General features: G+C 71.6%; 17 protein-coding genes and 1 pseudogene. 11 read left to right on the forward strand and 7 right to left on the reverse strand.

The features are described 5' to 3' along the window. Nucleotides 1-19 precede the first annotated feature (19 nt). From GWK61_RS15820 to GWK61_RS15830, 3 genes are read right to left on the reverse strand one after another with little or no spacing between them, the layout of a single operon-like run. Complete coding sequence (locus tag GWK61_RS15820; protein WP_194909133.1) at nucleotides 20-2,365, reverse strand: bifunctional salicylyl-CoA 5-hydroxylase/oxidoreductase; 2,346 nt, start codon at nucleotides 2,363-2,365, stop codon at nucleotides 20-22. Further along, nucleotides 2,362-2,766 carry a RidA family protein gene (locus tag GWK61_RS15825; protein WP_194909134.1) on the reverse strand — a complete coding sequence of 135 codons (405 nt, stop codon included), beginning with the start codon at nucleotides 2,764-2,766 and terminating at the stop codon, nucleotides 2,362-2,364. Before GWK61_RS15825 ends, GWK61_RS15820 begins: the two co-directional genes overlap by 4 nt. Then, nucleotides 2,763-3,590 (reverse strand): enoyl-CoA hydratase family protein, encoded by an 828-nt coding sequence (locus GWK61_RS15830; protein WP_194909135.1) that lies wholly within the window; start codon nucleotides 3,588-3,590, stop codon nucleotides 2,763-2,765. Before GWK61_RS15830 ends, GWK61_RS15825 begins: the two co-directional genes overlap by 4 nt. Nucleotides 3,591-3,811: 221 nt before the next feature. Between GWK61_RS15830 and GWK61_RS15835 the strand changes: the two genes are divergently transcribed. The 11 genes from GWK61_RS15835 to GWK61_RS59510 all read left to right on the forward strand — a co-directional run bounded on the left by GWK61_RS15835 (nucleotide 3,812) and on the right by GWK61_RS59510 (nucleotide 17,755). Continuing rightward, nucleotides 3,812-4,516, forward strand: a complete 705-nt coding sequence (locus tag GWK61_RS15835; RefSeq protein ID WP_194909136.1) for an RNA polymerase sigma factor — start codon at nucleotides 3,812-3,814, stop codon at nucleotides 4,514-4,516. Between the two features lie 382 nt (nucleotides 4,517-4,898). Then, a complete protein-coding gene (locus GWK61_RS15840; RefSeq protein WP_194909137.1) occupies nucleotides 4,899-5,969 on the forward strand; it encodes a serine/threonine-protein kinase in 1,071 nt (356 codons plus the stop codon). Nucleotides 5,970-6,772: 803 nt separating this feature from the next. Beyond that, the gene (locus GWK61_RS15845; protein ID WP_194909138.1) at nucleotides 6,773-7,330 is read left to right on the forward strand and encodes an RNA 2'-phosphotransferase; all 558 of its coding nucleotides are present in this window, start codon (nucleotides 6,773-6,775) and stop codon (nucleotides 7,328-7,330) included. 57 nt (nucleotides 7,331-7,387) lie between these two features. After that, the gene (locus GWK61_RS15850) at nucleotides 7,388-9,109 is read left to right on the forward strand and encodes a 3' terminal RNA ribose 2'-O-methyltransferase Hen1 (RefSeq protein ID WP_194909139.1); all 1,722 of its coding nucleotides are present in this window, start codon (nucleotides 7,388-7,390) and stop codon (nucleotides 9,107-9,109) included. Beyond that, a complete protein-coding gene (locus tag GWK61_RS15855; RefSeq protein ID WP_194909140.1) occupies nucleotides 9,102-11,672 on the forward strand; it encodes a polynucleotide kinase-phosphatase in 2,571 nt (856 codons plus the stop codon). The genes GWK61_RS15850 and GWK61_RS15855 overlap by 8 nt, the downstream gene beginning before the upstream one ends. Before the next feature lie 141 nt (nucleotides 11,673-11,813). Continuing rightward, complete coding sequence (locus GWK61_RS15860; RefSeq protein ID WP_323747584.1) at nucleotides 11,814-12,626, forward strand: GNAT family N-acetyltransferase; 813 nt, start codon at nucleotides 11,814-11,816, stop codon at nucleotides 12,624-12,626. Between the two features lie 93 nt (nucleotides 12,627-12,719). Next, complete coding sequence (locus GWK61_RS15865; protein ID WP_194909142.1) at nucleotides 12,720-13,829, forward strand: RNA ligase (ATP); 1,110 nt, start codon at nucleotides 12,720-12,722, stop codon at nucleotides 13,827-13,829. Beyond that, nucleotides 13,822-15,060: an RNA ligase gene (locus tag GWK61_RS15870; RefSeq protein WP_228562384.1), complete on the forward strand. Its 1,239-nt coding sequence runs from the start codon at nucleotides 13,822-13,824 to the stop codon at nucleotides 15,058-15,060. Before GWK61_RS15865 ends, GWK61_RS15870 begins: the two co-directional genes overlap by 8 nt. A 101-nt stretch (nucleotides 15,061-15,161) precedes the next feature. Next, nucleotides 15,162-16,154 (forward strand): phosphatase domain-containing protein, encoded by a 993-nt coding sequence (locus tag GWK61_RS15875; RefSeq protein WP_194909143.1) that lies wholly within the window; start codon nucleotides 15,162-15,164, stop codon nucleotides 16,152-16,154. Nucleotides 16,155-16,252: 98 nt separating this feature from the next. Beyond that, nucleotides 16,253-16,720, forward strand: coding sequence for a hypothetical protein (locus tag GWK61_RS15880; protein ID WP_194909144.1), 468 nt, complete (start codon nucleotides 16,253-16,255; stop codon nucleotides 16,718-16,720). A gap of 54 nt (nucleotides 16,721-16,774) precedes the next feature. Continuing rightward, complete coding sequence (locus GWK61_RS59510; protein WP_194909145.1) at nucleotides 16,775-17,755, forward strand: GNAT family N-acetyltransferase; 981 nt, start codon at nucleotides 16,775-16,777, stop codon at nucleotides 17,753-17,755. A gap of 103 nt (nucleotides 17,756-17,858) precedes the next feature. Here the strand turns inward: GWK61_RS59510 and GWK61_RS61535 are convergent. The 4 genes and pseudogenes from GWK61_RS61535 to GWK61_RS15905 all read right to left on the reverse strand — a co-directional run. Continuing rightward, nucleotides 17,859-18,050, reverse strand: a pseudogene (locus tag GWK61_RS61535) (hypothetical protein); the annotation flags it as partial. Between the two features lie 36 nt (nucleotides 18,051-18,086). Then, nucleotides 18,087-18,500 (reverse strand): peptidoglycan-binding domain-containing protein, encoded by a 414-nt coding sequence (locus tag GWK61_RS15895; RefSeq protein WP_194909146.1) that lies wholly within the window; start codon nucleotides 18,498-18,500, stop codon nucleotides 18,087-18,089. 168 nt (nucleotides 18,501-18,668) lie between these two features. Continuing rightward, on the reverse strand, nucleotides 18,669-19,274 hold the full coding sequence (locus GWK61_RS15900; protein WP_323747586.1) for a P-loop nucleotide/nucleoside kinase family protein: 606 nt from the start codon (nucleotides 19,272-19,274) through the stop codon (nucleotides 18,669-18,671). Next, nucleotides 19,271-20,406: amino acid deaminase/aldolase (locus GWK61_RS15905; RefSeq protein WP_194909147.1), on the reverse strand; the 1,136-nt coding region annotated here is incomplete at its 5' end. The genes GWK61_RS15905 and GWK61_RS15900, both read right to left, overlap by 4 nt.

Raw genomic sequence — 20,406 nt, forward strand, 5'->3', positions numbered from 1 at the left:
GATTTCGAACACGGAATCCTTACGTGCCAGGCCGCCACCGAGCGTGCGCCGTCTCCTCCGCGCCTTCCCGAATCAGCTCCAGCCGCGGCCGAGGTCCGTCCGTGCGCCCCGACGCGGGCTTCCGGGCGCCCGCGCGGAACGGGGCCGGCCACTGGCTGCCAGGGCCCGTGTATTCCTGCTCGGCGGCCGCGTGCAGCGTCCACTGCGGGTCGTAGAGGTGGGTGCGGCCCAGGGCGCACAGGTCTGCGCGGCCGGCGAGGAGGATCGAGTTCACGTCGTCGTAGGAGGAGATGGCTCCGACGGCGATTGTGGCCAGGCCGGTCTCGTTGCGGATGCGGTCTGCGTACGGGGTCTGGTACGAGCGTCCGTACTCTGGCTGTTCCGCGGCGGTGACCTGGCCGGTGGAGACGTCGATGGCGTCGACGCCGAGGGAGGCGAAGGCTTGTGCGATCTTCACCGATTCGGCGGCGTCCACGCCTCCAGGGGCCCAGTCGGTCGCCGACACGCGCACGCTCATCGGGCGCTCGGCGGGCCATACCGCGCGTACGGCTTCGAAGACCTCCAGCGGGAAGCGCAGCCGGTTCTCCAGCGGGCCGCCATACTCGTCCGTGCGCTGGTTGGTCAGCGGGGACAGGAAGCTGGACAGCAGGTAGCCGTGGGCGCAGTGCAGCTCCAGGAGGTCGAAGCCGGCTCGGGCGCCGCGCTCGGCGGCCTGGACGAACTCGGCCTTGATCTCCTGGAGCTCCGGGACGGTCAGCTCGTGGGGGACCTGGTTCACGCCGGGCTTGTACGGTAGCGGCGAGGGGCCGACCACCGGCCAGTTGCCCTCCGGCAGCGGCTCGTCGATGCCCTCCCACATCAGCTTCGTCGAGCCCTTGCGGCCCGAGTGGCCGAGCTGGAGTCCGATCGCGGCGGTCGACTGCGCGTGGACGAAGTCCGCGATCCGCCGCCACGCCGCCTCCTGCTCGTCGGTGTACAGCCCGGTGCAGCCCGGGGTGATCCGGCCGGTCGCCGAGACGCAGACCATCTCGGTCATCACCAGTCCGGCGCCGCCGAGTGCCTTGGAGCCCAGGTGGACGAGGTGGAAGTCGGTCGGCAGGCCGTCGCCCTGCGCCGAGTACATGTCCATCGGCGAGACGATCACACGGTTCTTCAACGTCAGCTCGCGCAGCCGGAACGGCCGGAACATCGGGGGAGTGGCGTCGCCGTTCACCTCCGCCACGAACTCCGGGTCGCGCAGCTTGAGGTTGTCGTACGTGACCCGGCGCGAGCGGGTGAGCAGGTTGAACGCGAACTGCAGCGGCTCCTGGGCGGTGTAGCGGCCCAGGTCCTCGAACCAGCGCAGGGAGGCCGCTGCGGCGCGCTGCGTGGAGGCGACCACCGGCCGTCGTTCGGCCTCGTACGCCGCCAGGGCCGAGGCGATGTCCGGGTTCTCGTGCAGGCACGCGGCCAGCGCCAGCGCGTCCTCCATGGCCAGCTTCGTGCCCGAGCCGATGGAGAAGTGCGCGGTGTGCGCGGCGTCGCCGAGCAGCACGATGTTGCCGTGCGACCAGTGCGCCGTGGTGACGGTGGCGAAACTGAGCCAGCGGGAGTTGTTGGCGATCAGCCGGTGGCCGCCGAGCATGTCGGCGAAGAGCTCGCCGATCCGCGCGATGCTCTCGTGGTCGCTCTCGCCGGGGGCGAAGTCGCGAGCCGCGAACTGGTCGAAACCGGCCTGGCGCCAGACGCGCTCGTGCATCTCGACGATGAACGTCGAGCCGTGCGCGTCGTAGGGGTAGCCGTGGACCTGCATGACGCCGTACGGGGTCGGCTGGACCTGGAAGCGGAAGGCGTCGAAGACCAGGTCCGTGCCGAGCCACATGTAGCGGCAGTCGTGGGTGCGGATCGAGGGCTTGAAGGCGTCGGCGTACTTGGTGCGGATCGCCGAGTTGACGCCGTCGGCGGCGACCACGAGGTCGTACTCGGCGGACAGCTGCTCGGTCGGCGGCGCGGTGGTCAGGTAGCGGACCTCGATGCCCAGGTCGGCGCAGCGCCGCTGGAGCATCTGGAGCAGCCGGACCCGGCTCAGGGCCGCGAAGCCGTGCCCGCCGGAGGTCACGACCCGGCCGCGGTAGTGCACGTCGATGTCGTCCCAGCGGGCGAACTCGGCGGCCATCAGCTCGTGGATCCCGGGGTCGGCGTGCTCGATGCCGCCGAGCGTCTCGTCGGAGAAGACCACGCCGAAGCCGAAGGTGTCGTCGGCGGCGTTGCGCTCCCAGACGTCGACGACCGCGGCCGGGTCCAGCTGCTTGGCCAGCGCCGCGAAGTACAGGCCGCCGGGGCCGCCGCCGACGACCGCGATCCGCGGGGCGTCGCCGAAACTCACGGCACCACCGCGACGCCGGTGAGCTCCACCAGCGCCGCCGGGTCGAACAGGCCCTTGACTTCGAAGAAGGCCATCGCCGGGTAGTGCTTGCCGAGGTGCCGGCGCCAGATCGTGCCGAGCTCCTTGAGGTCCGCGCGGTACTGCTCGGCGTCGGTGGCGAAGACCGTGACGGTGACCAGGTGCTCAGGCTTGGCGCCGGCCGCAGTAAGGGTCGTGACCATGTTCGCCAGCGCCAGGTCGAACTGCTCGATCAGCGTGGACTTCGGGTCGACCGTGCCGTCGGGCTGGAGTGCGGCCTGGCCGCCGAGGTAGACCGTGCGGCCGGGGCCGGTGGCCACGGCGTGCGAGAAGCCGATCGCCGGGGCCAGCTCCGGGGGGTTCACCAGCTCGTGCGGGGTCATCGGCCCTCCCAATTCGGCGTCTCCTTGGCGTTGAACGCGCGGTGGAACTCGGCGTGGTCGCGGGTGTTCATCAGCAGCGCCTGGACCGCCGCGTCCATCTCCAGCGACGGCGACAGGCCCATGTCCAGCTCGCGGGTCAGCAGCATCTTGGTCTGCGCGTAGGCCAGCGCCGGGCCGTCGGCCAGCCGCCGGGCCAGCGCGTCGGTGGCGATCTGCAGCTCGTCGTCCTCGACCAGCTCGCTGACCAGGCCGTACCGGTCGGCCTCGGGGGCCTTGACGGTGTCGCCGAGCATCAGCAGCTTGGTGGCGTTGCCCAGGCCGACGATCCGCGGCAGCAGGTACGCCGCTCCCATGTCCGAACCGGACAGGCCGACCTTCGTGAACAGGAACGCGAAGCGTGCCGAGCGGGCCACGATCCGGAAGTCGGCGGCCAGCGCCAGCACCGAGCCGGCGCCGGCGGCGATGCCGTGGATCGAGGCGATCACCGGGATCGGGACCTCGCGCAGCGCGCGCACGACGTCGCCGGTCATGCGGGTGAAGGACAGGTGCTCGTCCGGGCGCATCTTCAGCAGTTCGCCGATGATCTCGTTGACGTCGCCGCCGGAGCAGAAGCCGGGGCCCTCCCCGCGCAGCACCAGGACCCGGGTGTCGCCGCGGTGCGGCAGCTCGGCGAGCAGGTCGCGCAGGTCGGCGTAGGCCTGGAAGGTCAAGGCATTGATCTTGTCGGGGCGGTTGAGGGTGACGGTCGCGACCCCGTCGGCGTGTTCCACGCGGAAGTGCTCCCACGTGTCGGTGAACGGGACCGAACCCCGGAACGGGCTCATCGCTGTCCTCCCGGTGCTGTGCCTCGGCCGGCGCGGTCCGTCCGGTCATCACCAACATATGACTGTCGTCAAGGAAACGCCATACCCGGCGGACGTGTCGGAGGTCGCGGAGGTCGCGAGGCTTGTCGGGTATGTCGGTGCATCGGGTGCGTGCGTCCGGTCTAGGGGTCGGGCAGGACGGCGCGATCCGTGTATCGTTCGGGCGGCGACAAGCTGTAGCAGTGGCGTCGGTGCACGCACGGTTCGAGGAGGGGTACGGCTTGGCCTGGGGCGATCTGGATTCCGCCCTGGCCGCGGCCCGCCGCGGCGAGGAGACGGGATTCGCAGAGCTTTGGCACGCCCTGCATCCGCCGCTGCTGCGCTACCTGCGCGCCGTGGTCGGCGACGCCGCCGAGGACGTGGCCAGCGAGACCTGGCTCCAGGCCGCCAAGGACGTGCGCGGGTACCGAGGAGATGCGGCCGGCTTCCGCGTCTGGCTGTTCCGGGTGGCGCGTCACCGCGCCCTGGACGAGCTGCGCAAGGCCTCGCGCCGCAAGGAGGACAACGGCGACATCGCCGAATACGTCACCGACTGGCCGGCCCCCGACGACACCGAGGGCGCCGCCGCCGAGCGCGAGGACACCGAGCGGGCCCTGCGGCTGATAGCCCGGCTGCCCAAGGACCAGGCCGAGGCGGTGCTGCTGCGGGTGGTCGCCGGGCTCGACGTGGCGCAGACGGCGAAGGTGCTGGACAAGCGCGACGGGGCGGTGCGGATAGCGGCGATGCGCGGTCTCAAGCGGCTGGCGGCGATCCTGGCCGAGCAACAGGCCGACGGTCAGACCGGTCGGGACACGGACAACTCGGGGGGAATGGAGGAGACCGGCGAGACGGGGCCGGGCCGCAACGGCCGGGGCTCGCGCACGGTGAAGGGTGCGGAGTATGGCTGAGCTCAGCGACGATGAGGCCGAGCGGATTTTGAGCGCTTTCCGCGCGTCCGGCCTGGTTCCGGCCCGGATTCCCACTTCGGATCGACAGTCCGGAGTGGAAGACGGGGACCGGCGTCCGGCCCCCGGACCTGCGGCTCTTCCGGGTACAGGAATTTCTGCCGTCGCCGGATCACCTTCGCGGATGCCATACTCGGCCGGCTGGGACGGCGCTGGAGATGCCACCGACGGCGCACACCGCCCGGCACGGTTCGACGGACGAGACGCAAGCGACGTCCGAGTACCAGACCTACCAGAGGCACGACTCGACGGTCCGGCGGCCCCGGAAGGGGCCTGGACGCCGGATTCGCACGCAGGCTCGGGGGACAGTGGAGGTGGCACGACCGTGAGCAGCGTGGACTTCCTCGCCGACCTCGGGTCGTCGGCCGAGGCGCGGGCGGTGGCCCGGGTGCTTTCGGCGGCGGCCGCGCCCCCGTGGCCGCACGAGCTGCGCGGGTACGAATCGGCGCGGCGGGCATTCGAGAACGCGGGTGCGGCGCCGGTGCGCGGCGGGACGCATGGCGCGGGCGTCAGGACCGGAGCGGCCAAGACCGGAGTGGCCACGGCCGGAGCGCCCAGGGCCGGGGTCGGGGTGCCGCTGCGGCGGCTGATCGGCGTGAAGCTGGCCGCGGTGGCCGGGGCGCTGACCGTCACCGGCGTGGCGGTCGCGGCGGAGGCCGACGTGCTCCCGTCGCCGATCCAGCGGGCCGCGCACCAGATGCTCGGCGGGGTCGGCGTGCCGGACCCGGACGCGGGTCCGCGCGGGGAGCAGACGATGGCGTCCTCGCCGGGGTCGTCGGGCGTTCCCGGTTCGCAGGGTGCTCCGGGCTCGCTGGGTTCGCCGGGATCGCAGGGCGCGCAAGGTTCGCAGGGCTCGCATCCGGGTCAGCTGCTGACGCCGAACTCGCAGGGTACGGACCAGGCGTCCGACAGCGACTCGAGCAGCGCGGGTTCGCTGCCGGGGACGCCGGTCGGGACCGCCGACACGTCGGCGCAGAGCGCTGCTTCGACGCCGCCTGCGGATGCGCTGGCGCTGTGCCGTACGTACGTCGCGCATCAGGGCAACGGCGACGCCAACGGGAACGGTAAGGACAAGGGCGGTCTCAACGAGCACGACCGGCGCCGGCTCGCGGCTATGGCCGGGGGCGAGGACAAGATCGGCGCCTTCTGCGCGCAGGTGCTCGCGGCGGCGTCGGGTACTCCGGTCCCGCAGCCGACCGGCGCCTCGACGCCGACGACCTCGCCCACGTCCACGCCGACTTCGCCGTCGACGAGCCCGGATCCGTCGCACGACCACAAGCCGGCCGCCGACACCTCCAGCAGCGCCCCGGGTTTCGGCCCGGTCAGCACGTCCTCGCAGGACGGCGGCGGGGGCAAGCACCGGCGGGCCTCGAGGAAGCCCTACGCCGGCACCTGAGCACGTGTCCTGACCTGCTGCGGTAACGGCACGCGGGTTTCGTACGCCTCTTCCGACAAGAGGGATTCGCGGCATGCGAGCCCGGCCGTACCCATCCCTGCCGGCCGGTCCTCCAGGTTGTGCCCCGCTGCGACGCGGCGGGGCGCAGCCAACATCGGACGGCGAAGGACGACGAACGGTGCAGACCCCGACTGGACGGCACGCGGTCCGAGGCACGGGCCGGCTCGCCGGGCGGGTCTCCGGGGCAGAGCGCGCCGACGGAGCCTCGTCTGACGAGTTCGGGGTCGCGTTCAGGTTCGGGGTCGCGTTCAGGTACGAGTCCAGGTACGAGTCCAGGCACGAGTCCAGGCACGAGTCCAGGCACGAGTCCAGGCACGAGTACGGGAACGAACTCGACCACGAGCCCTGCCAAGCCTCCGGTCCCTCGCCGCGCCCGCATCCCGGCGACGGCCCGCCGCGAGGCCCGTTCCCGCCCGGCATCTATCCGCCGAGCCCTGACGGGTATCCCGGACACGGAGTCCGTCCGGCCGGCGCGCCGCCGCCTCCGCCGGGACCCGGCCGTCCGCCGCGGCGTTCTGGGGCCAGTCACTGTGCGGCGCTTCGTCGCAGGTCAGAATAGGTGTAACGCCAGAGGGGCCTGTGACGCCTGTATTAACGGCGAGAAGGTGGCATCTCGTACAGCGCTCGGCTCCGGAACCCGTCGCCCATTCCCGGCGGGGCCCGGAGCCGAATGCTTTTATCCGGCGGGTTCCCGCAAACTCTGTTGCGATCTGCGGCGCCGCTGCGGGACCTTGGTCGCCGATATGAATGAGAAGAACATGATCCGCTTGTCGAAGCGGATGTCGAGCTGGCTGCGCCACCATCCCGAGGCGATCGGCCTGACGATGGACGGCGCCGGCTGGGTGCGCGTCGACGAACTGCTCGCCAAGGCCGCCGCGCACGGGCAGGCGTTCAGCCGGGCCCAGTTGGACGAGGTCGTGGCCGAGAACAACAAGCAGCGGTTCGAGATCGACGACACCGGTGAGCTGATCCGGGCGCGGCAGGGGCATTCGGTGCCGGTCGAGCTCGGCTATTCGACGGCCGAGCCGCCGGAGGTGCTGTTCCACGGCACCGCGCAGAACACGCTCACCCTGATCTGGCGCGACGGGCTGCTGCCGATGAAGCGCCACGCGGTGCACTTGTCGTCGGACAAGGACACGGCGTTGAAGGTCGGATCCCGGCACGGCAAGCCGGCGGTGCTGGCCGTCGCCGCCGCACGCATGCACGCCGACGGCTACACGTTCTTCGTGACGGGGAACGGTGTGTGGCTGACCGATGCCGTGCCCGCGGAGTACCTGCGCGAGGTTTCCGCGTTCGGGTGATACATCTGACGAAATACCAGGTTGCCCCGGCCGTGGCCGGTCCGTCACGATCGTGCAATGCTCCTGACGATTACCGCGACGCCGCCGCCCGGCGCCGACTGGCCGGCCACTGACCTGGGCTTCCTGCTCCACAAGAACCCCGAGCGGGTTCAGGCCTTCGACGTGACCTACGGCAAGGCCCACGTGTTCTATCCGGCCGCCGGCCCGCAGGAGTGCACCGCCGCGTTGCTGCTAGAGGTGGATCCGATCGCGCTGGTCCGCGGCCGTGGGCGCAACAGCCCGGACTTCGCGCTGTCGCAGTACGTGAACGACCGGCCGTACGCGGCCTCGTCGCTGCTGGCGTCGGCTCTCGGCCACGTCTTCCGCTCGGCCCTGCGCGGCCGCTGCGACCAGCGTCCCGAACTCGCCGCCAGCGCCCTGCCGCTGCGCATCGAGGTGCCCGCACTCATCTGCCGCGAGCCGGAGCTGGCCGCCTTGCTGTTCGAACCGCTGGGCTGGACGGTCGAGGCCGAGCCGGTGGCGCTGGACCCGGCCTTCCCGGACTGGGGCGCCTCGCGCTACACGAAGCTGACGCTGACCGGCACCCTGCGGCTGTCCGACGCGCTGTCGCACCTGTTCGTGCTGCTGGCCGCGCTCGACGGCGCCAAGCACTACTGGGTCGCCAGCGACGAGGTCGACAAGCTGGTCCGCGTCGGCGAAGGCTGGCTCGGCACCCACCCCCTGCGCGCCATGATCGCGCGCCGCTACCTGGCCCGCCGGCAGCCGCTGGTGCGCGAGGCGCTGGCGCGGCTGGCCGAGGTGGACGACGTGGAGCCGGAGGCGCTGGACAACGCGGTCGGGTTCGAGGAGGACGCCGTCGAGCTGATCGGTGCTGCGAGCGCCGATTCGGCTACTGCGAACGCCCCCGCCACCGCCACCGCCACCGATCCGGCCGCCGAGACCGCTGCCGCCGCCAATCCGGCCGCCGAGACCGCCGAGACCGCCGAGACCGCTTCCGTGTCGCAAAAGACACCCCACCCACCCAGGGGGCTCACCAACCGACAAGAGGAAGGCGCGCCAGGCGATTACGCCCAAGAATCCGCCGCCGCCCCTGCCGAGGTCAACGAATCCGATCCGAAGTTGGGCCACCCGAGCGAACGCAAGCTGTCCCTGGCCACCGCGCGCCGCGCGGCCGTGGTCGAGGCGCTGCACGAGGTCGACGCCGCGCGCGTCCTGGACCTCGGCTGCGGTGAAGGCGCGCTGCTGCGTGACCTGCTCAAGGACAAGGCGTTCAGCGAGGTCGTCGGGATCGACGTGTCGGCGCGTGCGCTCCAGATGGCCGCGCGCAAGCTTCGCGTCGACCGGCTGCCGGACCGTGTCAGGGCACGGCTGACCCTGCGTCAGGGTGCGCTGACGTACACCGACGCGCGGCTCGCCGGCTACGACGCCGCAGTCCTGATGGAGGTCATCGAGCACGTCGACCCGTACCGCCTCCCCGCGCTGGAGCACGCCGTGTTCCGGGCCGCGCACCCTCGCGCGGTCGTGGTCACGACGCCGAACGTCGAGTTCAACGTGCGCTACGAGACGCTGGAAGCCGGGCGCTTTCGGCACGCCGACCACCGGTTCGAGTGGACGCGTGCGGAGTTCCGCGACTGGGCCGAACGGGTTGCGGCGGCGCATGGGTACGACGTGCGCTTCAAGCCCGTCGGCGAGATCGACCCCGAGCTCGGGCCGTCCACCCAGCTCGCGCTGTTCACCGTTGCCAAGAACGAGAAGAAGGAGGAACCGGCCGATGTCTGAGCTGGCCGTTCCGGAACTGTCCCTGGTCGTCCTCATCGGCACCAGCGGCTCCGGCAAATCCACCTTCGCCCGCAAGCACTTCCGCCGCACCGCGATCGTCTCCTCCGACGCCTGCCGCGGCATCGTCGCCGACGACGAGAACGACCAGTCCGCGACCCCCGAGGCCTTCGCGCTCCTGCACCACATCGCCGGCGTCCGCCTGCGCCGCGGCCTGCTCACCGTCGTGGACGCGACCAACGTCCAGACCAAGGCGCGCGAGGCGCTGGTCAAGCTCGCCCGCGAGTACGACGTCCTGCCGGTGGCGATCGTCCTGGACATCCCCGAGCGCGTCTGCGTCGACCGCAACACCGAGCGCGCGGACCGCGCCGACCTGCCGGCGCGCGTCATCGCGCGCCAGCGCCGCGAGCTGCGCAACGGGCTGCGGAACCTGTCGCGTGAGGGCTTCCGCAAGGTCCACGTCCTCAAGAGCGTCGAGGAGGTCGACCAGGCCGTCATCACCTACGAGAAGGCCTACAACGACAAGCGCGACCTCACCGGCCCGTTCGACGTCATCGGCGACGTGCACGGCTGCCGCTCCGAGCTGGAGACGCTGCTCAGCACCCTCGGCTACGTACTCACACGAGACGACCGGGGGCGCCCCGTGGATGCCGTGCACCCGGAGGGTCGCACCGCGGTCTTCGTCGGCGACCTCGTCGACCGCGGCCCGGACACCCCTGGCGTGCTGCGTCTGGCGATGGGCATGATCGAGGCCGGACACGCGCTGTGCGTCAGCGGCAACCACGAGAACAAGCTGGTCCGCGCGCTCGACGGCCGCAACGTGAAGGTCGCGCACGGCCTGGCCGAGTCGCTGGCGCAGCTCGAAGCCGAGGACGAGGACTTCCGCAAGCGCGTCCGCGGCTTCTGCGACGGCCTGATCAGTCACTACGTCCTGGACGGCGGCAACCTGGTCGTGGCGCACGCCGGCCTGAAGGAGGAGTTCCACGGCCGTGCCTCGGGCCGCGTCCGCTCCTTCGCGATGTACGGCGAGACCACCGGCGAGACCGACGAGTTCGGCCTGCCGGTGCGCTACCCGTGGGCCAACGACTACCGCGGCAAGGCGATGGTCCTGTACGGCCACACCCCGGTGCTGAACCTGGAGTGGGTCAACAACACGCTGTGCCTGGACACCGGCGTGGTGTTCGGCGGCCGGCTCAGCGCCCTGCGCTACCCGGAACGCGAACCGGTGTCGGTACCGGCCGAGAAGGTCTGGTACGAACCGGTGCGGCCGCTGGAAGCCACGACGTTCGCCTCCGCCGAGGGCGTGGTGCGCCGTGACCCCGGCGTGCTGGACCTGGAGGACATCCTCGGCCGCCGCACCGTCGAGGCCCGCCACCTGGGCCGCGTCACAGTGCAGGAGGAGAACGCCGCCGCGGCGCTGGAGGTGATGAGCCGGTTCGCGGTGGACCCGCGCTGGCTGGTCTACCTGCCGCCGACGATGGCGCCGTGCGGGACCTCGACGTTGCCGGGCTTCCTGGAGCACCCGGCGCAGGCGTTCGCCGCGTACCGGGACGAGGGCGTCAGGGAGCTGCTGTGCGAGGAGAAGCACATGGGCTCCCGGGCGGTGGTGGTGATCGCCCGCGACGTCGAGGCCGCACGCAACCGCTTCGGCGTCGAGGACGGCAGCACCGGCGCCGTCTACACACGGACCGGCCGGCCGTTCTTCGACGAGCCTGCGAAGGTCGAGGCCGTGCTGGCGCGGGTGCGTGCGGCGGTCGACACCGCCGGCGTGTGGTCGGAGCTGGCCACGGACTGGCTGCTGCTGGACTGCGAGCTGCTGCCGTGGTCGGCGAAGGCGCTGGGCCTGCTGAGGGACCAGTACGCCGCGGTCGGCGCAGCGGCGCGCGCCTCGCTGACCGCCGCCACGTCCGTGCTCGGCGCCGCGGCGGCCCGCGGCCTGGACGTCGCCGACCTGGCCGCGCGCCAGGACCGGCGCCTCGCCGACGCGCTCGCCTTCACCACCGCCTACGGCCGCTACTGCTGGCCGGTCGACGGCCTGGAGGGGCTGCGGCTGGCGCCGTTCCAGATCCTGGCCTCGCAGGGCGCGAACCACGCCGTGACCAAGGGCAACGACTGGCACATCGCGCTGGCCGACCAGCTGGTCGCCGCCGACCCGGAGTTCTTCACGCGCACCGAGCGCCGCATCGTCGATCTCGACGACGAGGCCTCGGTCGCCGAGGCGACGGCGTGGTGGCAGGCCATGACCGCGTCCGGCGGGGAGGGCATGGTGGTCAAGCCGCGGCACGGCTTCACGGCCGGCCCGCGCGGCCCGGTGCAGCCGGGCGTGAAGTGCCGCGGCCCGGAGTACCTGCGCATCATCTACGGCCCCGAGTACCTGGAGCCGGCGAACCTGGACCGGCTGCGCAACCGCGGCCTGGGCCGCAAGCGCTCGCTGGCGAGCCGCGAGTACGCGCTCGGGCTGGAGTCGGTGGAGCGGTTCGTGGGCGGGGAGCCGCTGTGGCGGGTGCACGAGGCGGTGTTCGCGGTGCTGGCGCTGGAGTCGGAGCCGGTGGACCCGCGGTTGTAGGCGGGCGGTTCGGCCTGGCACCAGCTCGGGCTCCGGTCACGGCGGCGGTTTGAGGCTGCCGCCGAGACCGGGATCCGGCTCGGGTGAAACGTGGGTGCGAGCGTGCGCCGGGGTGTGCGACGGTAAGGCATGACCTGGCATGTGACAGCTGACATCGACGAGTTCGAGACCGCGGCCGGCGACTTCCTGCTCGCCGATCCTGTGCGGAACACCGTGATGCTGACGGTGGTCGCATCGCTGAAGACCTCCGGAACTGACGCTTACGGTGACGCGCCACCGACCTTCGGCTGGTACGCCGACTCCGAGGTGCGTTCCGCCTTTCTCCGCACGCCGCCGATGCCGGCGATCATGACCGATGGCCCGGCCGACGCGGTGAGGGAGCTGGTCGAGGTGCTGGACGGTGCGCCCGGGCTCCACAGTCCCACCACGACCGCGAGGGCTTTCGCGCAGGCCTGGCATGCCGCGAACGGCCACACGCCGAAGGCGGCATCGCATCGAAGGCTCTTCCGGCTGGCCGACCTGACTCCGCCGCAGCCTGCGCCGAAGGGCCGCGCCCGGCTGGTGACGAACGCCGACCGAGACCTGCTGGTCGCATGGTTCTCGGCCTTCGGCATCGATGTCGGCGAGCCGATCGCGGACGCGGCGCGCGCCGTGGATCGGCGCCTGGAGAACGGCGAACTCCTGTTGTGGGAGCTGGACGGCGTCCCCGTCTCGATGGCCGGCGCCACGAGGCCGATCGCGGGCGTGACGCGTGTGGGTCCCGTCTACACGCCTACCCCGCTGCGCGGACGCGGCTACGCGGCCGCGGTCACTGCCGAGATCAGTCGGCGCGCGCTGGATGCCGGCCTCGAAGTGATCCTCTTCACCGACCTGGCCAACCCCACCAGCAACGCGCTCTACCAGCGCCTCGGCTATCGGCCGATCGGCGACTGGACGGAGCTGGAGTTCGCTTAACCGAAAATATTCGCTATAGCCGGGAGCCTCTCTCGCTTTACCGTCGTCGTCGAGTCCATATCCGGACCCTGACCACCACGAGACGAGAAGCCCATGTCCACCCTGCGTGTCACCGCCGAACCCCTGACGATCCACGTCCATCCCAACGCCGACGCGTTGGAGCTGGCGCAAGTCGGCCTCTACCGTGCCGTCGTGGCCAAGGGCGCGTTCCGGTCCGGTGATCACGCGATATACATCCCCGAGCAGTCCGTCCTGCCGACGGAGCTGATCGAGGAGCTGGGGTTGACCGGGCGGCTGGCCGGGTCCGGCAAGGACCGGGTCAAGGCCGTGCGGCTGCGCGGCGAGCTGTCGCAGGGCATCGTGTGCCGTCCCAAGGCGCTGGACGGCGTCGACCTCGCCGCGGCCCACGTCGCCGGGGAGGACTTCGCCGAGCTGCTGGGCGTCGTGAAGTGGATGCCGCCGGTGCCGGTCAGCATGTCCGGGGACGTCGTCTCCGCCGCCGACCTGCTGCCGTGGACCGACATCGAGAACATCGCGCGCTACCCCGGCATCTTCGAGCCCGGCGAGCCGGTGTCCGCGACCGAGAAGGTGCATGGGACCTGCTGCATGCTCACGTACCTGGCCGAGGCCGGCGGGGCCAGCGAGCACGGTAAGGCCGGCGAGTTCCTGGTGTCGTCCAAGGGCTTCGGGTCCAAGTACCTGGCCCTGGTCGAGAGCGACAAGAACCTGTACTGGCGCACAGTGCGTGCCCACAGGGTTCCCGAAGCCGCCGCGAAGATCGCCGAGGCCTACGGCGCGCGCCGCGTCGGCATCTACGGCGAGGTCTACGGCAAAGGCGTCCAGGACCTGGCCTACGGCGCCAACGCGCAGGATACGCCGGGCTTCGCCGCGTTCGACGTCTGCGTCGACATCGACGGCGTCGTCCGCTGGCTGGGCGCCCCGGAGTGGTCGCAGGCGCTGAAGGACACCGGCCTGGAGATCCCCCAGGTGCCGACGCTTTATGAAGGCCCCTACGATGAGGCCCTGTTGCTGGCCCTGGCCTCCGGCAAGGAGACCGTCAGCGGCACGGGGGCGCACATCCGGGAGGGCATCGTCGTGCGTTCGCAGCGGGAGCACGCGAACGCCGTGGTGGGGAGTCGCACGATCGGCAAGATCGTGTCGGCGGAGTACGTGACGAGGAGCGGGGGAACCGAATATGAGTGAGCAGGTAGTTGCGGGGGAGCGACCAGAGCGTCCCCTGCTGTCCGAGGTCATGGACCCGGAGGAACTCGCGCGCGAGATCGCCGCCGACAAGGTCACCCGCCGCACGCACCCGACGCTGCCGCTGTCGATCTACTCCTACAGCCGCGCCTGTCAGTACGAGCAGTACTGGACCCCCGTCACCACCCGCACCCGCGGCCTGGTCGTGGATGACACGACCGGCCGCGTGGCCGCCTGGTGCCTGCCGAAGTTCTTCAACCACGGCCAGCACGGCAAGTTCGACTACGCGCCGACGTTGCCCGACGAGCCGTTCGAGGTCTACGACAAGGTCGACGGCTCGCTTGGCATCGTCTTCCACTACGACGGTGGCTGGCACATGGCGTCGAAGGGCTCGTTCATCTCCGACCAGGCTGCCTGGGCCCAGCGCTACCTCGCAAAGAAGGACACGTCGGCGCTCGATCCGTCGGTGACGTACCTCGTGGAGATCGTCTACCCCGAGAACCGCATCGTCGTGAACTACGGCGACCGCCGCGACCTGGTGCTGCTGGCCGCGTTCCGGGCCGACGGCAGTGAGCTGGCGCTGCGCGAGGCCGCGCCGGCGTGGGACGGTATCGGCACCGTGGTGCGTACCTACGACTGGTCCGACACCTTCGGCGTGCTGGCCGCGTTCGCGGAGAAGAACCAGCACCTCGACGGGGCCGGCGCCACCGGTACCGACGCTGAGGGCTGGGTCATCCGGTTCGCCTCCGGAGTTCGTACGAAGACGAAGCTCACCGGCTACGTCTCGCTGCACTACCGGCTGACCAGCGTCGGGCCGCGGCATCTGTGGCGCGCGCTGGCCGTCGAGCTGTTCCCGGAAGCCACCGACGTGCAGATCGCGCAGGCCATCGGGGTGCAGACCAACGAGGTCGTGGGGATGCGCCGGATCCCCGGCGGGCCGCTGGCGCCGCTGCTGGAGGACGTGCCCGACGAGTACGACGCCTGGGTGCGCGGCGTCTGCGACGAGCTGAAGGCGCGCGCCGCCGAGCTCACCGCGACGATCGAGGACGCGCACCGTTCGCTGGCGCACCTGGCCGGCGACCGGGGTGCGTACGCGCGGGCCGCGAAGGACTTCGACGGGTTCGTGCGCGCCGGGATGTTCCTGCTGGTGGACGGTCGGCCGATCTCGATGCACGTGTGGCGCGCGGTGAAGCCGGAGGCGACCGACGCGTTCCGGGACGACGACGAGGGCTGACGAGGCTGACGAGGCCTGACGAGGGCTCACCGGGCCTTGCGACGCTTGACGGCGGCCGACGAGGGCCGCAGCGAAATGACCGAAGCGATGAATGAGGGCTGATGGACGACGACTACTTCGACGACGCGCTCCCGGACGCCGGCCCGGATCCGGTGCCCACCGGCCCCGGCGTGCAGGCCGCCAAGCCGGTGGTGCACATCATGCGCGGGCTCCCGGCCTCGGGGAAGTCGACGCTGGCCCGACGGATGATGGCCGAGGCCGAGGGCCGGATGCGGCGCGTCAGCCTGGACGAGCTGCGCCGGATGATGGACGACAACGACGGCTCCAAGCGCCTGGGCCGCCGGCACGAGGAGACCGTGCTGGCGGTGCAGGACGCCGTGGTGCTGGCCGCGGTCGAGGGCGGGTTCGACGTCGTGGTCGACAACACGCACCTGGTCTCGCGGATCCCGAAGCGGCTGAAGACCCTGCTCGGCGGCCGGGCGGTGTTCGAGGTGCACGACCTGACCGACGTGGACGTCGAGGAGTGCGTCCGGCGCGACGCGCAGCGTCCGAACCCGGTGGGGGAGGAGCACATCCGGGCCATGGCGCTGCGGCTGGCCTCCACCAAGTCCTCGGGCTGGAAGCTGACGGCGGCGGACCTGAACGCCGTCGTGCCGGTGCAGACCTACGTCGCGGACCCGGCGCTGCCGGCGGCGGTGCTGTGCGACATCGACGGCACCCTGGCTGACAACACGAACCGCGGCCCGTACGACTGGGCGAAGGTGGAGAGCGACGAGCTGATCGTCGCGACCGCCGACGCGCTGGTCGCGTTCGCCGCGCGCGGGGACCGCATCGTCTTGATGTCGGGGCGCGGCGGGGACGTACGCGAGGGCACGGAGCGCTGGCTCGCGGCGCACGACGTCAAGTACGACGAGCTGTGGATGCGCAAGGCCGGCGACACGCGGGCGGACGACATCGTGAAGGGCGAGCTGTTCGACGCGCACGTGCGGGACCGGTTCGCGGTCCGGGTGGTGCTGGACGACCGCTCGCGGGTCGTGGCGCTGTGGCGGCGGATGGGGTTGACGTGCTGGCAGGTCGACTACGGGGACTTCTGAGGGGGACTTTTGAGATAGCGGGACTTCGGTCTCGGCCTCGAAGCCGCCGCGCTGGACGGCCCCGACGGATGTCGGGGCCGATCGCTAGCGTCTGCCGCATGGGAATCCTGTGCGACTACTTCGCCGCCGCCGACGACGCAACGGCCGCCGCCGCGCTCGACGTCGTCGGTCGGCCCGGCGGTCCCGGCGGGCGGCTGTCCGAGCACGGGTTCCAGGTCGTGTCGACCAAGGACTTCAGTCCGTTCGCCGATGTCGCGACGGTCGAGGTGGCGCTGACCGGGGAGATCTGGGAGGACGTCTGGGACCGCCGGCCCCGGCCGGTCGCGATGCGCGACGAGGGGGAGCGGCTGGTGGTGCCGATCGCGGAGGCGGCGTGTGCGGCGCTGGTCGCGGCCACCGGGCCCGCGCTCAAGGCGGCCGCGGTCGCGCTGGTGCGGAGCGTGGCACTGCCGGGGCGGGCGCTGGCCGACACCGCGCCGATCGTCAGCCTGCTGACCGAGCTCCGTGCGCTGGCGCGGGGGGCGAGCGAGCGTGGCGAGCGGGTGTATTGCTGGCTTTGCGTGTGAACGGGGGCGAAATTCATTGCACGACCGGTTCGCACCCTGCCACTGTGACCGTTTATGAGCGCATCGCCGTCGAAACCGTCTGATCTGGTGACCGCCGGGGACGTCGTCCTCATGCAGGGGCTGGCCCGGCGCCTGGTCGCGATCCGGCCCGATCTGGTGAACCCCGGCGCGTCGTTCGGCGGGCTGGCCTGGATCTGGGGCAAGGGGCACGGCTCGGCCGGGAACAGCTGGCGGCGCGCGTTGTGGTTCGCCGACACGCCGGGCGGCAAGGAGCTCGTCGCGTGGGCATGGGTCGGGCTGCCGCGGTGGGTGCGCAGCAGCGACGGTTCGGTCCGGAAGGTCGAGGACGCCTCGGTCACCTTCCAGGTGCATCCGGACCACGCCGAGCTGATCGACAAGGTCATCGCCTGGTTCGAGGGTGTCTCGCCGAACGTCGATCGGCGGGTGGTCATGACGGACACCGACAAGGACATGGTGGCGCGGTGGGCGGAGTTCGGGTACCGGCCCGATCCGGCCGCCGCCGGGGAGTGGACGCGCCTGAACGAGCGCGCCCTGGGCGAGCGGGACCTGGACGACGCGGCCAAACCCATGCTGCCGGAGGGGTATCGGTTCCGGACGGCCGCCGAGGTCCCGGCCGAGGCGGTGGCGCAGGCGCACCTCGACGCGTGGCATCCGTCCACGTACTCGGTCGAGGCGTACCACGGCGTGCGGACGACGGCCGGCTACCGCGAGGACCTGCACTTCCTGGTCGAGGCGCCGGACGGGACGATGGCGGCCTCGACGATCGTGTGGCTCGACGAGGTCAACCGAACCGCCGAGTTCGAGCCGGTGGGGACGCACCCGCGCTACCGCAGGCGCGGGCTGGGCCGGGCGCTGTTGCTGCACGGGATGGGGGCCGCGCGGGATGCCGGGGCCGGGCAGATGACGGTCGCGTGTCTTGGGGCGCCGGGGAATGCCGCGCTGCGGTTGTACGAGGGGCTCGGGTTCCGGGAGATCAGTCGGGACACGGCGCTGGTCAAGCGGAAGGTGGGCTGAGGAGGCGGCGGCGGCCTGGGCTGGAAATGAAAGGCGGTTTGGCAAGTCGGCGGCGGCGTGTGCTGAAGTGACCGGTCCGGCGCATCGCTCACCGTCCAGCGCATCAGTCAGTTGCGATAATCGTCACCACCCCCGCATTCCCCAGCACCTCCCGAGCCGGCAGCGCCACGCTCTCCGCCGCCGTCAGCCCGCTCGCGGCCGAGTGCGCGTCGGCGATCCGCAGGAAGCGCGGCGCACGGATCGCGGCCCGCCCGGCCGGTCCCGGCGGCAACAGTGACACCGGATCCGGCCCGAGCGATCAGCGATCAGCGATCAAGCGACCAGCGCCGGCTCAGCAGAAGTGGCCGGAGTCGACCCCTTCGTTGAGCGCGTTCCAGGTGTTCGGGCCGATGATGCCGTCGGGGTTGGTGGCGCCCATGCAGTGGATCTGGAAGTTCTTGACCGCGGCCTCGGTGTTCTGGCCGAAGTCGCCGTCGGTGCGCACACCGTTGTAGGGGCCGTTGCCGTAGTTGGTCGAGTGGCCGTAGGCGTAGGCGACGTCGAGCTCACACTGGGCCTGGTACACCGCCAGGCCCTGGCTGCCGACGTACAGCTGCGGCTGGGCGTTCGTGTAGCCGCAGAAGTTCGAGGTCGCGGCCTGTGCCGGCGCGCCGGCCGCCAGCGTGCCGCCGCTGACGGCGAGCACGCCGACGACGGCCGCGACGAAGCGGCGCCGCATCGGCAGAGCGAGCGAGAAGTTCGCCATGGTTCTGTTCCCTTCGCAAGGACGTTGTCTGCGATGACCGCGGTCAGGTGCCGAAGTCGTCACGAAGACCATGGCGAAGGGGTGTGGCATTTCCGTGTGAACGCTGTGGCAGCCGCGTGGCAGCCAGGAGCCGGGCTCAAGCGAGCAGCCAGGCTCAAGCCAGGAGCCTCAAGCCAGCAGTGCGCGCACCTCAGCGGCGACCCGCGCCACGTCCACCGGCGTCGACGTGTCGACCGTCAGCAGCGTCCCGATCCCGATCGGCGCGTGGAAGTCTGCCTCCCAGCGCTCGGAGGTCAGCTCCTGAGCCGGATGCACCGCGTGCCGCTCACCGGCGGCGGCACGCTCGCGGAACCGCCGCATGACCACTTCCTTCGGTGCCGTGCAGTACACCTCAACAAGCTTCCCGCCCTTGCTCAGCGCGCGCAGCGAGGCGTTCTGCCGCTCGTGCCCGGTCCAGAAGTTGGCCTCCAGCACGCACTCGGGCGCGTCGGCCGCCAGTACCCACAGCAACTCCATCGCCGCGGCCCCGAGCCGCCGCGACCACCCGGCCTCGACCAGACCGGCGCTCACCAGGTCGGCTTCCACCGGCCCCGGCCCCACCGGCTCGGTCTCGGCCAGCACGTCGTGGATCCGCTCCTTGATACTGTCCTTCGCGAACAGCGGCATCCCCAGCGCCCGAGCCAGCGGCCGGGCGATGGTCGTCTTCCCGACTCCAGGAGCCCCGGAAATTATCACGATCGTGCGATAGAAGGGTCCCGGGTCCTTCACAGTCACAGGAACGTTTTACCCTCGCCCCGATACGTCGGCACCGACCGGACCACCTCGTCGCCCGAGATCAGGTGCAGCACGTCGAACCGCTCGCACAGCTCACCCGCCTTGGTGTGCCGGAACCACACCCGGTCGCCGACCCGCAGGCTCGCGGCGACCTTCCCCAGCAGCGGCGTCTGCACCTCGCCGGCGGCCTCGTTCGGGTCGTAGGACAGCCCCGGCGGCAGGTACGGCTGCGGCAGCCGGTCCTTGCCGGCCACGCCGGAGGCCGGGTAGCCGCCGCCGAGGGCGGTCGCGGTCTCCGGGCCCGGGCGGCGCACCACCGGCAGGGCGAACAGCGCCGCGGGCCGGCCGCGGAAGGCTCGGTAGGAGTCGAACAGCCACGGCTGGTAGAGGCCGGAGCCGGCGGCGATCTCGGTGACGGCGTCCTCGGCGGTGGTCCGCTCGATGCTGCCGGTGCCGCCGCCGTTGACGAACTCCAGCGGCGCCAGCTCGCGCACCGCCTCCACGATCGCGCCCCGGCGGGTGGCCAGCTCCCGGGCCGAGCGGCTCTGCATGGCGCGGATCGCGGCGCCGCGGAGCGGGCGTCCGGGCGGGGCGTCGCCGACCCCGGCGATCTGCGACTCGTAGGCCATCAGGCCGACCAGCTTGAACCCGTCGCGCCGCAGCACCTCCCGGGCCATCGCCGCGACCTGCGCCGGGGTGTGCAGCGGGGAGCGGCGCGCGCCGATGCGGATGCGGCCGCCGGCGGCGACGAAGGCGGCGTCGATGTCGATGCAGACCCGGATCGGGGCGGCCAGGCCGCCGGGCGTGCCGGCCACCGACTTCTCGATCAGGTCCAGGTGGTCGGTGCTGTCGACCATCACCGTGACGGCGGCCAGCGCGGTGGCGTCGGCGGCCAGCTCGGCGTAGGCGACGCGGTCGGCGGAGGGGTAGGCGACCACGATGTCGTCGAAGCCCTCGGCCGCCAGCCACAGCGCCTCGGGGAGCGTGAAGCCCAGGATGCCCTGGTAGCCGGGTCGGCTGAGCACTTCCTCCAGCAGCGCCCGGCAGCGCACCGACTTGCTGGCCACGCGGATCGCCTTGCCCGCGGCACGGCGGGTCAGGTCCGCGGCGTTGGCGTGGAACGCGTCCAGGT

Source organism: Catenulispora rubra (assembly GCF_015356825.1).
Taxonomy (GTDB): domain Bacteria; phylum Actinomycetota; class Actinomycetes; order Streptomycetales; family Catenulisporaceae; genus Catenulispora; species Catenulispora rubra.